This is a genomic window from Aeromonas sp. s3 (assembly GCF_040907805.1).
GTDB lineage: Bacteria > Pseudomonadota > Gammaproteobacteria > Enterobacterales > Aeromonadaceae > Aeromonas > Aeromonas dhakensis.
Genome location: NZ_JBFOCQ010000006.1, coordinates 95,106 through 109,855 on the forward strand (window position 1 = coordinate 95,106; position 14,750 = coordinate 109,855).

The 14,750-nt window shown below is 64.3% G+C and carries 16 protein-coding genes; 5 read left to right on the forward strand and 11 right to left on the reverse strand.

Annotated features, from left to right (window positions below):
• Positions 1-33: 33 nt before the first annotated feature.
• Entirely contained in the window at positions 34-1,047 is a 1,014-nt protein-coding gene (locus AB5Y98_RS01120; protein WP_368146569.1) for an NAD-dependent epimerase, read from the reverse strand.
• Positions 1,048-1,370: 323 nt separating this feature from the next.
• On the opposite strand from AB5Y98_RS01120, the gene AB5Y98_RS01125 reads away from it, so the two are divergent.
• The gene (locus tag AB5Y98_RS01125) at positions 1,371-1,997 is read left to right on the forward strand and encodes a YitT family protein (RefSeq protein WP_005304112.1); all 627 of its coding nucleotides are present in this window, start codon (positions 1,371-1,373) and stop codon (positions 1,995-1,997) included.
• Here the strand turns inward: AB5Y98_RS01125 and AB5Y98_RS01130 are convergent.
• Genes AB5Y98_RS01130 through AB5Y98_RS01145 form a run of 4 tightly spaced genes read right to left on the reverse strand, consistent with a single transcriptional unit; the run spans position 1,985 to position 5,521 of the window.
• On the reverse strand, positions 1,985-2,800 hold the full coding sequence (locus AB5Y98_RS01130; protein WP_010634925.1) for an ABC transporter substrate-binding protein: 816 nt from the start codon (positions 2,798-2,800) through the stop codon (positions 1,985-1,987). The genes AB5Y98_RS01125 and AB5Y98_RS01130 overlap by 13 nt on opposite strands.
• Before the next feature lie 50 nt (positions 2,801-2,850).
• A complete protein-coding gene (locus tag AB5Y98_RS01135) occupies positions 2,851-3,639 on the reverse strand; it encodes a heme ABC transporter ATP-binding protein (protein ID WP_005304104.1) in 789 nt (262 codons plus the stop codon).
• Positions 3,640-3,653: 14 nt separating this feature from the next.
• A complete protein-coding gene (locus AB5Y98_RS01140) occupies positions 3,654-4,685 on the reverse strand; it encodes an iron ABC transporter permease (protein ID WP_017787703.1) in 1,032 nt (343 codons plus the stop codon).
• Entirely contained in the window at positions 4,682-5,521 is an 840-nt protein-coding gene (locus tag AB5Y98_RS01145; RefSeq protein WP_279484775.1) for a hemin ABC transporter substrate-binding protein, read from the reverse strand. Before AB5Y98_RS01145 ends, AB5Y98_RS01140 begins: the two co-directional genes overlap by 4 nt.
• A gap of 168 nt (positions 5,522-5,689) precedes the next feature.
• On the opposite strand from AB5Y98_RS01145, the gene hutX reads away from it, so the two are divergent.
• Together hutX and hutZ are read left to right on the forward strand one after the other, a co-directional pair.
• The gene (gene hutX, locus AB5Y98_RS01150; RefSeq protein WP_005304096.1) at positions 5,690-6,202 is read left to right on the forward strand and encodes a heme utilization cystosolic carrier protein HutX; all 513 of its coding nucleotides are present in this window, start codon (positions 5,690-5,692) and stop codon (positions 6,200-6,202) included.
• Entirely contained in the window at positions 6,199-6,756 is a 558-nt protein-coding gene (gene hutZ / locus AB5Y98_RS01155) for a heme utilization protein HutZ (RefSeq protein ID WP_252601828.1), read from the forward strand. The genes hutX and hutZ overlap by 4 nt, the downstream gene beginning before the upstream one ends.
• 71 nt (positions 6,757-6,827) lie before the next feature.
• Here hutZ and AB5Y98_RS01160 read toward each other — a convergent pair whose 3' ends face one another.
• Genes AB5Y98_RS01160 through AB5Y98_RS01170 form a run of 3 tightly spaced genes read right to left on the reverse strand, consistent with a single transcriptional unit; the run spans position 6,828 to position 8,831 of the window.
• A complete protein-coding gene (locus AB5Y98_RS01160; protein WP_195878049.1) occupies positions 6,828-7,232 on the reverse strand; it encodes a hypothetical protein in 405 nt (134 codons plus the stop codon).
• A 39-nt stretch (positions 7,233-7,271) separates the two neighbouring features.
• Complete coding sequence (locus AB5Y98_RS01165; RefSeq protein WP_017784347.1) at positions 7,272-7,823, reverse strand: cysteine hydrolase family protein; 552 nt, start codon at positions 7,821-7,823, stop codon at positions 7,272-7,274.
• A 24-nt stretch (positions 7,824-7,847) separates the two neighbouring features.
• Positions 7,848-8,831 (reverse strand): ChaN family lipoprotein, encoded by a 984-nt coding sequence (locus tag AB5Y98_RS01170; protein ID WP_279484774.1) that lies wholly within the window; start codon positions 8,829-8,831, stop codon positions 7,848-7,850.
• 188 nt (positions 8,832-9,019) lie between these two features.
• Between AB5Y98_RS01170 and AB5Y98_RS01175 the strand changes: the two genes are divergently transcribed.
• Positions 9,020-11,113 carry a TonB-dependent hemoglobin/transferrin/lactoferrin family receptor gene (locus AB5Y98_RS01175; RefSeq protein WP_368231137.1) on the forward strand — a complete coding sequence of 698 codons (2,094 nt, stop codon included), beginning with the start codon at positions 9,020-9,022 and terminating at the stop codon, positions 11,111-11,113.
• Between the two features lie 266 nt (positions 11,114-11,379).
• Positions 11,380-12,534, forward strand: a complete 1,155-nt coding sequence (locus tag AB5Y98_RS01180) for a 3-phenylpropionate MFS transporter (protein ID WP_279452365.1) — start codon at positions 11,380-11,382, stop codon at positions 12,532-12,534.
• A 74-nt stretch (positions 12,535-12,608) separates the two neighbouring features.
• On the opposite strand, the gene AB5Y98_RS01185 is transcribed toward AB5Y98_RS01180, so the two are convergent.
• From AB5Y98_RS01185 to AB5Y98_RS01195, 3 genes are read right to left on the reverse strand one after another with little or no spacing between them, the layout of a single operon-like run.
• The gene (locus tag AB5Y98_RS01185; protein WP_368231139.1) at positions 12,609-13,817 is read right to left on the reverse strand and encodes a hypothetical protein; all 1,209 of its coding nucleotides are present in this window, start codon (positions 13,815-13,817) and stop codon (positions 12,609-12,611) included.
• A 6-nt stretch (positions 13,818-13,823) separates the two neighbouring features.
• Positions 13,824-14,033, reverse strand: a complete 210-nt coding sequence (locus AB5Y98_RS01190) for a helix-turn-helix transcriptional regulator (RefSeq protein WP_005304071.1) — start codon at positions 14,031-14,033, stop codon at positions 13,824-13,826.
• A gap of 7 nt (positions 14,034-14,040) precedes the next feature.
• Positions 14,041-14,652: a DUF2975 domain-containing protein gene (locus AB5Y98_RS01195; RefSeq protein WP_017782088.1), complete on the reverse strand. Its 612-nt coding sequence runs from the start codon at positions 14,650-14,652 to the stop codon at positions 14,041-14,043.
• Between the last annotated feature and the right edge of the window lie 98 nt (positions 14,653-14,750).

The window sequence follows — 14,750 nt, forward strand, 5'->3', positions numbered from 1 at the left end:
CACCCAGTGTCTGGTCGGGATGGCTACTCCATCTCAGCGGGCGGGCTGGTAGTAGTCGAGATACCAGCGCACGAACGCGGCGACCCCTTCCTCGATGGAGGTGGCGGGGCGCAGGCCGGTGAGGGTGTGAAGGGGCTCGCTGTCGGCCCAGGTGGCGTGCATGTCGCCCGCCTGCATCGGCAGCATCCGCTTGATGGCGGGCTTGTCCAGTGCCTGTTCCAGCGCCTCGATGAAGTCGAGTAGCCGCACCGGCTGGCCATGACCGATGTTGAGGATGCGGTAGGGGGCGGCGCTCTCGGCCGGGCTCTGCTCGCCGGCGTGCCAGTGAGGGTTGGGGCGGGGTGGCAGCTCGGCGACGGCGAGGATCCCCTCGACGATGTCGTCGATGAAGGTGAAGTCGCGGCTGAGATCGCCCTGGTTGTAGACGTCGATGGGCTCGCCCGCCAGGATGGCGCGGGTGAACCTGGCGATGGCCATGTCGGGCCGGCCCCAGGGGCCGTAGACGGTGAAGAAGCGCAGCCCTGTGGTGGGCAGGCCGTAGAGCGCCGAGTAGGCGTGGGCCATCAGCTCGCCGCTCTTCTTGGTGGCGGCATAGAGGGAGACCGGGTGGTCCACCTGCTGATCGGCACTGAACGGCAGCTGTTCGCCCATGCCGTAAACCGAGCTGGAGGAGGCGTAGATCAGATGCTGGATGTCGTGCTGGCGGCACCCCTCCAGCACCGTCAGCATGCCGGTGAGGTTGCTCTCGCTGTAGGCAAAGGGGTTTTCCAGCGAGTGGCGCACCCCCGCCTGGGCGCCCAGGTGGATCACCCGCTCGAACTGCCCCTCGGCAAACAGGACGGCCATGCCGGCCCGGTCCGCCAGCTCGCCCTCTACGAAGCGAAAGTGGGGGAAGGGGGTCAGCATCGCCAGACGAGCCTCTTTGAGGCTCACCTCGTAGTAGTCGTTGAGGTTGTCCAGCCCCACCACCTGATGACCCGCCTCGCACAGCCGTCTGGCGACGTGAAAACCGATAAAACCGGCGGCGCCGGTGACCAGATACTTCATGGCTGGGGTCCTGTGCAGATCATGGGGTTCCTGATGGTGGTGCTGGAGTTGGGGCTGCGCGCGTTGTAGCAGAGCCGGCGCGTCTGTGCCATGGCAAACCGCCCTTTTCGTCAAGGTGGGGGCGGCTCAGGCGCGGCATGCTGCATCTTGGTGCAGCGGCTGTCAATGGAGAATGACAGGCACCAAAACGGGGCGTGGGCGGTGACTATTGTGATCATGGTCGCAAAAAATAGACTGAATCCCATAACGAAGCCCTGTGGACAGGGCTCGCGCCCGCCTTGCGGGCAACAGACACTCTTTTACTTCGCTATTGGATACCGGTTATGGACAACACCCCCGTCTCGGCGCAGTCCGCTCGTACTGCGCACCCCCTCTATGAAGACATCATCGCCCTGCTGACCGCCGCCGGCTTCGTCTCTCTCGGCATCTTTCTGTTTCATCAGGTGGGCCTGCTCACCGGCGGTACCGCCGGGCTGGCACTGCTGCTGCAGCAGGTGACCGGGCTGAGCTTCGGCCTGCTGTTCTTCGGCATGAATCTGCCCTTCTATGCCCTGGCCTGGCTCAGGATGGGGCCGCGCTTCACCCTCAACACCTTCGTCTCGGTGGCGACCGTCTCCTTCATGACGGATCACCTCAATGCCGTGCTGCAGATAGGCAAGATTGAGCCGGTCTACGCGGCGCTCATCGGTGGCACCCTGATCGGCATGGGGCTGCTCATCATGTTTCGCCACAAATCGAGCCTGGGCGGCTTCAACATCCTGGCGCTGTTTATCCAGGATCGCTTCGGCATCCGCGCCGGCAAGCTGCAAATGGGGCTGGATTGCACCATCGTCATCGCCTCCTTCTTCGTGGTGCAGCCCTGGATCCTGGCCCTCTCCGTGGTGGCGGCCATCATCTGTAACCTGGTGTTGACACTCAACCACAAGCCGGGTCGCTATCAGTTGGCGTGAGGCCTCTGTGAACCGGGTGGAAAAAGGGTGTGCAGCCGATGATCGGGCAGCGGTGAGGAGAGGCCCCAGTGCACCCTGTGCCGCAGCAGATTGCCCTGGGCTTCCAGCCGGATCAGGATCTGGTTGAAGGCTGCCAGCTGCGCCTCGCTCATGCGTTGGCGGTTGAAGGCGATGTAGTAGTTCGCCTCGTGACTCTTCTGCCATAGCCTGATCTTCGAGGCGCCACTGAGGTTGAGTCGATAGAGGGCCACATCCAGGTTGGAGAAGTAGAGGTTGTAGCGCCCCTGCCGCTCTATCTTGAGCAGATTCGCATAATCATCGTTGACGTTGAGTTCCAGCTGCATCGGGGGGATCCCCTGCTGGTGCAGGGTGTCGTCCAGCTGGCGCAGCAAGGTCTCGCTGAAGGAGCCTCTGGTCACCCCGATCCGTGCGTGACCAAGGCGAGCCAGAGTCAGCGGCGCGTCAATTTCATCGACGTGGGCAAAGATGCCCCAGCTCGCCTTGCACAGCGGTACCGAGTAGCTCAGCGTCTTTGCCCTGGCATCGCTCCAGGCGAGCGGAAACATGCCGTCCACTTCCCCCAGATCCAGCTCTTTTCTGGCCCGCAGATTGGGGCGCAGCGTGATCTGGCACCCCTCAGGCCAGTAGCTGCACGCCTCTTTCACCATGTCCACCATGGCGCCGGTCGGCTGGTTGTCACTGCCCATGAAGCTGTAGGGAGCAAACTCCTGGACGACCAGACGCAGGGGGGCGGCAACGCAGAGAGGGGAGAGGAGCCAGAGCAACAGCAGACGAGCAGGCATGGGGCAAGCATCCGTGATTGACACCCTTGCAGTATGAGCGAGAAATCGCCCTACAGGACGACGGTATACATCCCCTGCGGGTCTGTGATCACCCGGGCCGGGTAGTCGTAGAGCCGGTCGATGAGATCAGGCGTCAGCACCTCGCGCGGGGTGCCGTCGGCCATCACTCTGCCCTGCTCCAGCATCACCAGCCGGTCGGCGTAACGGGCCGCCAGATTGAGGTCGTGCAACACCACCAGCACGGCGGTATGGCGGGCGGCGAGGGCGCGGGCCATGGTGAGCAGCTGGTGTTGGTACTTGAGATCGAGCGCCGAGGTGGGCTCGTCGAGCAGCAGCAGCCGCGCTTGTTGCGGCTCCTCCGGGGCCTGCCAGATCTGGGCCAGCACCCGGGCGAACTGCACCCGCTGGCGTTCCCCGCCGGAGAGGCCGGGATAGAGGCGGCCGGCCAGATGATCCACCCCGGCATGGGTCATGGCGGCCCGCACTATCTCGTCGCGCCGGCTGGCCGGCTCGCTGTGGGGCAGTCGGCCCATGGCCACCACCTCTTCGCACAGGAAGGGGAAATTCAGGGACGAGCTCTGCGGCAACACGCCGACACGGTGGGCCAGCTCGTTGCCGGCCCACTCCCGCCGCTCCCGGCCAAACAGATCTATCTCCCCCTCATGTTCCAGCTCGCCGGTGAGGCACTTGAGCAGCGAGCTCTTGCCGGCGCCGTTGGGGCCGAGCAGGGCGGTGAGGCTGCCCGCCTGCAGGCTGAGGTCGAGCCTGTCCAGGATGGGGCGGCCGCCCCGGCTGAGGCTGAGCTGGCGACAGTGCAGCAGGGTCGATGAAGCTGACAAGATGAGTCCTCCGGTTAAAGGGTGCGGCGGCCCTTGACCAGCAGCCAGATGAAGAAGGGGGCGCCCAGCAGGGCGGTGATAATGCCGACCGGCATCTCGGCCGGTGCCAGCAGGGTGCGGGCCAGTATGTCGGCGCCCAGCAGCAGGGCGGCCCCGAGCAGGGCGGAGAGCGGCAGCAGCCGGACATGGTTGGGGCCAGCCAGCAGCCGCACCAGGTGCGGCACCACCAGACCGACGAAACCTATCATGCCGGCCACTGCCACCGCCACGCCGACCCCGGCGGCGGTGAACAGGATCAGCCGCCGCTTGAGGGACTGTACCTGGATGCCGAGGTGGCGGGCCTCCCCTTCACCCAGCAGCAGGGCGTTGAGGGGGTTGGCATCGCGCATGAACAGAATGAGCAGGGCAACCAGGGTCAGCAGCGCCAGCGCCACGTCCACCGGCTTGCCCGCCGCCAGCGACCCCATCTGCCACAGGCTCAGGTTGCGCAGCATCTGATCGTCGGCGAGATAGGTGAGCAGGCCGATCACGGCGCCGGACAGCGCAGTGACGGCCACCCCGGCCAGCAGCATGACGGTGACCGAGGTGCCCCCCTCCCGGGTGCCGAGCAGATAGACGAGGGTGGTGGTCAGCGCGCCGCCGAGAAAGGCGAGCAGGGGCAGCAGGCCGATGCCGAGCAGGCTCTGCCACTGCTGGCCGAGGGGGGCCAGCAGCACGATGGCCAGCGCCGCGCCGAGCGCCGCCCCGCCGGAGACCCCGATGATGCCGGGGTCGGCCAGGGGGTTGCGAAACAGCCCCTGCATCACGGCGCCGCAGAGGCCGAGAATCCCCCCCACTGCGATGCAAAGCAGGGTGCGCGGCAGGCGGATCTCCTGCACGATCAGCAGCTTGTGGGCCTCAATTCCGCTCCCTTGGCCGGCGAACAGGGCACGCAGGCTCTCGCCAAAAGAGAGGGCCATGGGGCCGGTGGCCAAGGATCCGACCAGCAGCAGCGCCAGTGCGCCGCCGGTGAGGCACAGCAGCCAGGGCAGTGGCAGACGCATCATGAACCCAGCTTGATCCACTTGGCGATCTGGCTGGCCTGCTGCAGCGAGGTGAGGCTGAGCCCCCCTTGCAGGGCGTGGCCGTCGATGGCGTGGATGGCCCTGTTCTTGCCGGCCGGGGTGGCGGAAAGGGCGGGCACCTGGCTCAGCACGGTTTCAGGATCCTGATACTGCTGCCAGTCGCGGCCGCTCACCAGCACCAGATCGGGCTGCAGCTCGATCAGGGATTCGGTGGAGACGGGCTTGTAGTCTTGCAGCTGGGCCACCGGGTTGACGCCACCGGCCAGGGTGAGCAGGGCGCTGGCGGTGGTGTTGCCGCCGGCGATGCTGGTGGGCTGGCCCTTGTGCAGCAGCAGGAAGACCACCTTGAGCGGCTTGTTCTGCTTGGCCTGAGCGGCCAGCTGCTCGCTCTGGGCCTGGATCTCGGCCTTCAGGCGGGTGCCGGCGGCCGGGTCCTTGAGCAGGGCGGCCAGGGTATCGATGCGTTGATTGAGGTTGGCGAGGGTGGGGGCGGTGGGCAGTACGTCCACCGCGACCCCGGCCCGGCGCAGCTGCTCCAGGGCGGGCGGCGGTCCCATCTCGTCGCTGCCGACCAGCCGGGTCGGCGCCAGGCTCAGGATCCCTTCGGCGGCGAGGGCGCGGTGATAGCCAACCCGCGGCAGGTTCTTCGGCTCCGGGCTGCTGATGTCGGTGGCGATGAGGCTCTGCTCGCCCCCGAGAGCCAGAATGAGTTCAGTGGTGGCCGGGCCTATGCTGACGATACGTTCCTGCGCCAGAGTGGGCAGGGACAGGGCTGAGCAGCCGAGCAGGCTGAGTGCGAGGGCAAAACGACGGCCCATGCTAACCTCCGAAGGGTGAATGAAGTGGGATTGCCGCCGAGAATATCAAGCCGTCGAAAAAAATGCACTGAGAATGAAAGCGATTATCAATTGCATTGGTTTGGGGCCTTCATTACAGTATCCGCCATGACAGAACAGGGATGCCGCAGGCATCCCAAGGGAGAACCGATGAGCATTGCACAACGCATTCATGGGCTGCTGGCACAAGATCCCGGCGCTCACCCGTCCACCATCGCCGCCGAGCTGGCCGTCAGCGAATGGGAGGTGGTGCGCCACCTGCCGGCCGAGCTGGTTACCCTGGTGCCCGCCGAGCAGGCAGAAGCCCTGCTGGCGGATCTGGCCGACTGGGGCCAGGTGACCACCATCGTCGAATCCGACGGCTCCATCTTCGAGGTGAAGGCCCCCTTCCCCCGCGGCAAGAGCGCCCGTGGCTACTACAACCTGATGGGGCGTGACGGCGAGATGCACGGCCACCTCAAGCTCGACAACGTGGTCGGTATTGCCCTGGTCAGCAAGCTGTTCATGGGCAAGGAGGGACACTCCTTCCAGTTCTTCGGCCACAGCGGTCGCTGCATTTTCAAGGTCTATCTGGGGCGTGACGAGCAGCGTCAGCTGCTGCCGGCCCAGGTGGAACGCTTCATGGCCCTGCGCCACCAGTATCAAGAGGAAGTCAAAGCATGAGTGAACGTCAGGAGCGTCTGCAGAACCGCCTGCAACCGGAGATCCGCGAGTTTCGCGACGGTTGCCGCACCCTGCAGCTGGCGACGGTGGACAGTGAAGGCAACCCCAATGCCAGCTATGCCCCCTTCGTGCTGCAGGAAGATGGCTACTATGTGCTCATCTCCGAGATCGCCCGCCACGCCCGCAACCTGCAACAGGTGCCCAAGGTGTCGCTGATGCTGATCGAGGACGAGAACGGGGCCCGCGAGCTGTTTGCCCGCAAACGCCTCACCTTCGATGCGCTGGCCGAAGTGGTGGCCCGCGACGACGTGCGTTGGGAGAAGGCCGTGGCGGCGCTGGAAGGGCGCTTTGGCGAGATAGTCAAAGGGCTCTCCAACCTCAAGGATTTCGTGCTGTTTCGTCTCAAGCCCGAGCAGGGGCTGTTCGTCAAGGGCTTCGGCCAGGCGTTCCGGGTCTCCGGTGACGAACTGGTGGACTTCGTCCACCTGGTGGAAGGGCACAAGCGCATCGACAATGGCGCCGAGCTGACCAGCTCGGCCGACGCGCCGGTCTGATCCGCACGGATCGCCAGGATGACAAAACGGGCAGCCCTGGGGCTGCCCGTTTTTTTATGGACGGTTTTCCCTCAATCCTGCCAGGAGGCCTTGTTGGGAAAGGCGTCGCGGTCGGCCCGGGTGGCGGTCTCGTTGCATTCCCCCCGGATCTTCCAGGAAGTCTGGCTGAGCACTATGTAGCCTTCGCGGCAATATTTGCGCTCGGCCAGCGCCTGGGTGAGCTGGGCATCCTGCAGCGCTTCGCGCCGCTCCAGCAGGCTCTTGTTCCTGCTCAGCCTGCTGCCGTCATCGTTCTGCAGGCGGGTGGGCAGGGTATCGAGCGGGGCGGCCTCGAAGGTGAAGCGCTTGCTCCCCTCCTCGTTGATGTGGGTCCTGAACAGGGGGGCCGGGCCATCCGGCTGGCGCCCCGGCAAGCCGGAGCAGGCGGTGATTGCCGGTAACAGCAGCGTGAAGGCAACGGCAGAGAGTAGACGCACACAAGACTCCAATCGGGTGATCGCTTCAAAGCGGGCAGATTAACATGCCGGCTCGGGTTGGGTGGCGCCGAGCAGCTCATCCGTCGTGAGCAGGGTCACGCTTCTGCCTTTTGGCAGGCTGAGGTGACGCCACATCCAGTGATGGTGCTCGATGATCTGCTCCGCGCTCAGGTGGGGCCGGTCCGCCGTGGTGTGGGCGTCGGTCACCGCCACCACCTCGAAACCGCGGGCGGCGGCGCTGCGCAATGTGGTGTCGACGCAAAAATCGGTGGCACAGCCACAGACGAGCAGCCTGTCTACCGGCTGCTCCGCCAGCAGAAAACCGAGCTCGGTGTCGAGAAAGCTGTCGCAGGCGGTCTTGCGCACCCGGCTGTCATGCCCCTCTGGGGCGAGATCGGCGTGCAGCTGCCAGCCAGGACTGGCGGGATCCACTTCGGAACCAGGGGCATCGTGCTGCACATAGATGACACGACCCTGTTCTGCCCGCACGCGCTCGGCCAATCGATTGATATTGGCGATGACCTGGGCGTCCTGATGGCGAGGCTGAGTGAACAGCCCCTGTTGCATGTCGATGACCAGTAACACATCCATATGAAATCCTTGGGCAATTGTTTGTCAGGGTTGCAGCCACTGGCTGCAGTCACGACTGCGGGATTGATGCAGTGCGCCCATATCTTGCTTCATTTCATCGGCATTTAGCCAGCGTTCCGGCAGGGGGGCGATGCCGACCCGCACGTCGGCCACCCGGCCGGCTGCCGCTGCTTGCTCCTTGCCCGCTTGCGGCGCCGTCAGCTCAGGCACGACCAGCGCCACCTTGAGGGCCGGGTTGCGGCTGGCGATGCGGCTAGCCAGCCCCAGTCCCCCCTCCACGTGGAAGTTGCCGGCGATGTGCATGATGCGCCGGCCCGGGTGGCTGCGTAGGTAATCCACCATGCTCTCGGCCATGGTGTCGTCCCAGCTGGTCTGGGCGGCAAAGCGGCGGGCGTTGCCGTCGGCATCCCCATGATGGAGCGAGGCCATGAATTTCTGGCGATAGGGGTCATCGCCGAGGGTGAGGGTGCGGGCCAGCTGGCTGCGACGGCTGGCGGGCAGCTGATCCAGCCAGGCTGGCCCCTCCTGGCCGACACAGCTCACCAGCGGTTTGGGGGCATTGGCGGCGATGATCGGCAGGTGGTGCGCCTTGGCGAACTCCACCAGCGGGCGATAGTCGCTCGGGTAGTTGGGCCAGGCGTTGCCGTCGCGAATGAGGGCGGCCTCGCCGATGCGACCGGCGAGGTAGGCATCCAGCACCGGCTGATCGGCGCGGCTGAACTGCTCCATGGAGAGCACCAGGGGGCGGCCGTCTGCCTGCGCCGTGTCGGCCAGACCCGCCAGCATTCTGGCCTGCAGCAGGTGCACCGCCGGGTGGGTGTGCAGCTCGCCCACCAGCACTATGTCGGCATCCGCCACCCGGGTCAGGGCCTGCTCCAGGGTCAGCGCATCCCCCTGGGTGGCCTTGAGCTGATAGTGATAGAGGGTGCCGGCATCGTTGACGGGGGCCGTCGTGGCACAGGCGGCCAGCAGCAGGGGCAGGGTGAGCAGGGGCAGAAGTCGGGTCATGGGTGTCTCGCAGCGATGAGGTACCTGCACCATACAATGGCAGCATGGCGGGCGGGAAAACAGAGGGGCGTAGTGTAGAACCTAATTATGACAAAAGAAAATGAGAATGATTCCGTTTATTATTGATCTTTGTTGAGAGGTGAGTAAGATGCCTGCTGTTTGATAACAGTTCTCAATAAGGATTTGCAGTGGCCCATAACAACACCCTATCGCTGGTCGCCCTTGCCGTGGCGGCCGGCCTCGCTTCCCCGGTTTTCGCGGTGGACAAGAAAGCAGATGACGTCATGGTGGTCAGTGGCTCCCGGATGGAGCAGAAACTGGAAGATGTCTCCGGTCCCATCTCGGTCATTACCGCCGAACAGATTGAAGAGCAGGTGGTGAGCAACGTCGCCGACCTGTTCCGTTACGAGCCGGGCGTCACCGCCCTCGGCGGTGCCGGCGATGCCCAGACCTTCATCATTCGCGGCATGGGCGAGAACCGGGTCAAGATAGTGCGCGACGGCGTGCGCGAGAACGACGCCTACAAGAACGGCGGCGTGGGCCAGAGCTATTTCGACACCGACATGATCAAGCAGGTCGAGGTGGTCAAGGGGCCGGCCTCGGCCGCCTACGGCTCCGATGCGCTGGGCGGCGTCATCGCCATCACCACCAAGGATGCGGCGGATTTCCTCAAGGGGCGCGACAGCTATCTGGACGCCACCTCCGGTTATGCCTCCAGCAGCCACCAGAAGATGGCGGGCTTTACCGGTGCCCTGCGTACCGGCGAGCTGGAAAACCTGCTGCGCTACACCTGGCGTGACGGCGGGGTGACCCAGAACTACGACAGCGACAAGAACGAGTTCGACATCGTCAGTCAGGCGCTGCTGTTCAAGAGCCAGTGGAACCTGAGCGATAGCCAGTTCCTCAAGCTGACCGTCGACTACTTTACCGAGGGTCAGGACCCCGACGCGGTCGACCTCACCAAGGCCGGCTCTGTCTTCAACCAGCCGATCACCGACAAGGATACCGACAACCTGTCGCTGGTGCTGGATCACGGCATCGCCCTGCAGGCGCCCTGGGTCGATCGCATCGACAGCAAGATCTACTACGCCCGCACCAAGCAGACCATGGATCAGTACGCCTCATCCAAATACCCGGTGCGGCCGACCAACCCCTATGTGACCAAGAACTCGCTGGATCACAACGGTTTCGAGCAGAAGAGCCTGGGCGCCCAGGTGAAGTTCAGCAAGGCGCTGGATAGTCAGCGGCTGGCCTGGGGCCTGGAGTATGAGCACACCGACAACGAACGGACCCGCTTCAAGGCGCCGACCGTGCCGGGGGATTTTGAAGGCTACAGCGAGCTGAGCTTCCCCTCCACCACCACAGAGCACGGCGCCCTGTGGGCGTTTGACGAGCTGAAGTTTGGCGAGCGCTGGGTGCTGACGCCGGGGGCCCGCTATGACTACTACCGGATGAACCCGGATCAGGATCCCGCCTACACGGGCGAGAACCTCAAACGTTTCTCCGAAGGGGAGTTCTCGCCCAAGCTGGGGCTGGTATTCAAGGCGCACGAGGCGGCCAACCTGTTCGCCCAGTACAGCCACGGCTACAAGACCCCCATGTATGACAACGCCTTCTCCACCCTGAACCATCAGGCGTACGGCTATCGCATCGAGCCCAACACCAACCTCAAACCCGAGAGCAGCGACGGCATCGATCTGGGGGTGCGCGGCAGCGCCGGCGGCTTCAGCTATGAAGTGGCCACCTTCTACAACAAGTACGACGACTTCATCGAGCTGGGCCAGGTGAGCACCGAAGGGCGCACCGCCGTCTACCAGTACCAGAACCTGGACAAGGCCACCACCAAGGGGGCCGAGGCCAAGGCGGACTACTGGCTGAACGATCTGGTCAACGTCTGGGGCAACCTTTCCTACATCGAGGGCAAGGATGGCGACGGCAACTACATCAACAGCCTGAGCCCGCTCAAGGGGACCCTGGGGGTACGACTGGAGCAGCCCAACTGGAACATCAACACCGCCCTGCGCTTTGCCGACGACATGAGCAAGGTGGGCAAGGATGCCAAGGGCAACGACAACATCAAGAGCGCGGGCTGGGGCGTGGTGGACATCTACGCCCAGTTCAAGCCGGTGCAGGACCTGCAGTTCAACGTGGGCGTCTTCAACCTGTTTGACAAGGAGTACGTCAACTACGAGAGCATCACGGGGCAGAGCGCCAGTGCCAGCACCAGCAACAAGACCGAGCCGGGCCGCAACCTGAGTGCACGGGTCAAGTACGTGTTCTGATGAATACCCATCACGACAAGGGGCCTGCGGGCCCCTTTTTCATGGCGCAAGCGAACGGCCAAAAAGAAACCCGCCGGTGGCGGGTGGAAGGATTGCAACACTAACCAGGAGGAGGTGTTACTCGATAGACACCGGTCTTGCGCCAATAGTTCAATTTTATTGATGTTTTTCATTATTATCTGCGTGGCTTCCCACCCGGGATCGCAGGATCCCCACCGGCAAATCGGTTATCATTTGTGCCCCATCTTCCCCCTTGCCGAGGACCTATGCCCGCCTTCTTCTGGTTAGCCCTGTTTTTTGGTGCTTTCTACTTTGTCTATGGTGCCTATCTGCCGTTCTGGTCGCTCTGGCTGGAGGGGATCGGGGTGAGCGCCGAGATGATAGGCCTGCTGCTCGGTGCCGGCATGGCGATCCGCTTTGCCGGCAACCTGATGGTGATGGGGCAGATCAAGGGGGCGGGGCACCTGCTGCCGGTCACCCGCCTGCTCTGCCTGCTCAGTCTGCTGGCCTTCCTCGGCTTTTATCTCAGCCACAACCTCTGGTGGCTGGTGGGACTGACCCTGGTGGCGAACTTCATCTACCCGACCCTGATGCCGGTGGGGGAGGCGCTGGCCACCCGCATGGTGGTGCAGGCGCACCTCGACTACGGCAAGGTGCGCCTGTGCGGCTCCTTTGCCTTCATCGTCGCCTCGACCCTGGTGGGGGCCCTGGTGGGGAATTTTGGCAGCGAGTGGGTGCTGCACACCATGGTGGCCGGGCTGCTGCTGATGCTGCTGCTCAGCTGGCTGCCGCTGCACCCGGCGCCGCGGGACATTCAGGGCGAGCGGGCTAAGGCCTCCCTGCTCGATACCCTCAAGTCTCCCCAGGTGCGCCGCTTCCTGCTGATCTCGGCCCTGCTGCAGGGCAGTCACGCCGCCTACTACGGCTTCAGCGCCATTCACTGGAAGGCGGCGGGCTACAGCGGCACCACCATCGGCTATCTGTGGGCGCTGGGGGTGGTGGCGGAGATCGGCATGTTCGCCGCCGACAAGCGCTTCCTCAACCGCTTCGGCGCCCAGACTCTGTTTCTGGTGGGGGCGCTGGGCTGCGTGGTGCGCTGGATCCTGCTTGGAGCCTCCACCGAGATCCTGGTGCTGGTGGCGGGCCAGCTGCTGCATGCGGTTACCTTCTGCGTCAGCCACCTCGGCGCCGTGCGCTTCATGACCCGCCAGCTGCCGGCCGAGCAGCTGATCCCGACCCAGGCGCTCTATGCGGCGCTGGGGCTCGGCATGACGGTGGCCGCCCTGATGACCCTGTGCGGTCTGCTCTACGAACCGCTGGGAGGCAGCATCTTCTTCCTGATGGTGCTGGTGGTACTGCCGGTGTTCGTGCTGCGCCTGCGCCCAGCTGCGCCGTCTGGGCAGGGGCATGTCCCGGTCTGATACCGACCCGTCTGAATCATCACGCAGCAAAAGGGAGAGCCATGGCTCTCCCTTTTTCGTTGCGGCGTGCGGCGTTACCGCGCTTCGCCAAGATAGTGGCGGCTCAGGCGGCGCCAGGTATCCGAGCCTATGGTGCCAGCAAGCAGCTCATTGGATGCGGTATCAAAGCGACCATCCGGCAGCCAGCCCAGCTGGGGCAGCAGCCGGGCCAGGGTGGCGTCATTGTGCTGCAGCTCCCTGTCCAGGGTTTCCCAGAAGGCGCTCCCCTTGACGTAAAAGAGCGGGTAATAGGATCGATCCCCTGCCATCACCTCGCGGGCCGCCCGATAGAGGCCGCTCTCGCCATGGGGCAACTGCTTGCCCCGTTCGGCCAGCTCGTTGACCGCCGTGACCTGATGCAGCCGAAAGCGGCGCAGCGCCTTGATGGCAAGGTACTCGGCAAGGCTCTCGTTGACCCAGGTGGGCTGTGGCGCGGTGCTGAGGATGTGCACCGCCTCGTGGGCGGAGGTGCGCAGCAGACGCAGTGGCGCCTGTGGCGTCGGTTTGCCATCCCTGGTGGGGTAGTTGGCGACAAACACCTGATCCCCGGCGGCGCCGCCGAGGGAGCGGGTCGCCACATCCCGCCCCAGCCACACCAGCCGCCACGGGTGAGTGGGCGGGGTGACATCGAGCTGGAAGGCGAGATAGTCGATGATCTCGTTCAATTGTTGCTGCAGGGCAGGCATATCGAGCTGATTGGCCGTCTCGTCATGGCTGAGCAGCAGCCTGGGATCCCGTTCGGTGACGGGCAGTGTGGCCAGACCAAATGGCAGGATCAGCGGCGGCTGGTTGAGGTCCGGCAGCGGCTGGCAACTGCCATCCGGCAGACAGACTTCCCCTCGGTGACTCCCTCGCTGGCGCACCAGATTGCCCCATTCGGTCAATAGCCACCGATTGGGGGCAAACAGCAGCGATGCCTGGGCCGAGGCATCGGCCCCCAGGGCTGGCGCCGGAGTGAGGGTTACCTGCCAGCCGACCTCTTGGCAGGAGAAGGGCTGGTTGAGGGCCACCGGCTGGCTGTCTGCAAGACAGACCAGCTTGGGTGAAACCGGCGCGGTGCTGCCCGGCAACTGACGAGGGGGGAGCAGGGTAAAAGGGGGATTGCCCTGCATCGTGAGGCGTACCTGCAACTCATTGGCACGGCTGCCCTGCTCAATGTGGTAGCGGGGGCCGCTGGTGTCATCGGCGGCGCAGGCCCACAGCGGCAGCAACCACAGGGCACACAGGGTGAGATGGCGACTCATAGGGGATCAACGCTCCTCCTCGAAGGCCAGCAGATCCCCGGGCTGGCAGCCCAGTTCGCGGCAGATCGCCTCCAGGGTGGAGAAGCGAACCGCCTTGGCATGGCCGTTTTTCAGGATGGAGAGGTTGGCCTCTGTGATGTTGACCCGCAGGGCCAGCTCGCGGGCGGTCATCTTGCGTTCGGCCAGCAGGGCATCGAGTCGGATGATGATGGGCATGGGATCCTCACACCGTCAGTTGTTGTTCATCGGCCAGCAGTTTGGCCTCGCGCATCACCAGGGCCAGTGCCGAGACGATCAGACCGGCCAGCAGCAGCTGAAAGTCCGACGAGCTGATGTTGATCTTGCCGTGCAGCTCGGGTCCCGGCAGGGTGAGCACTATGTCCAGCAGCGGCGTCGTGCCTATCTTGGTGACGAAGCTGACGCAGAGCAGCAGGCCGATCCATTGGTAGCGACGGATCTGGCTGAAGGTGAACAGCATGGCCTGCCGATAGCCGCGAAACAGCTGGAGCAGCTGCCACAGCATCAGCATGAACACCAGATCCGGCAGCAGCATCACCAGGGTGCCCAGCAGGCGGGTCCCCAAAGTGAGGGGATAGTCGGCAACGGTGGGCTGGGTGCTGGCCTGCGGGAGCGATTCCGTGGTCAGGGGCACCTTGCCGAGCACCGAACTCTCTTCCACATTCAGCGCTTCTTGCAGCTCCTGCTGCAGGTAGTCGCTGCCGCCGATCAGGTGTGACCAGACCCCCATGACCGTCAGGACGGGGGTGGCCAGCAGGGTAGCCAGCAGGATCCATTCGATCAGGCTGCTCATGCGTTCGAGCTTGTTGTGTTTCATCGCTTACCTCTTTGAGTGAAAGGGTGGGCCACGCGTAGCGCCGAGTTATCGTTTCTCAATAAACACAGACAGATGTTTATCGTTTTTCGATATTTATT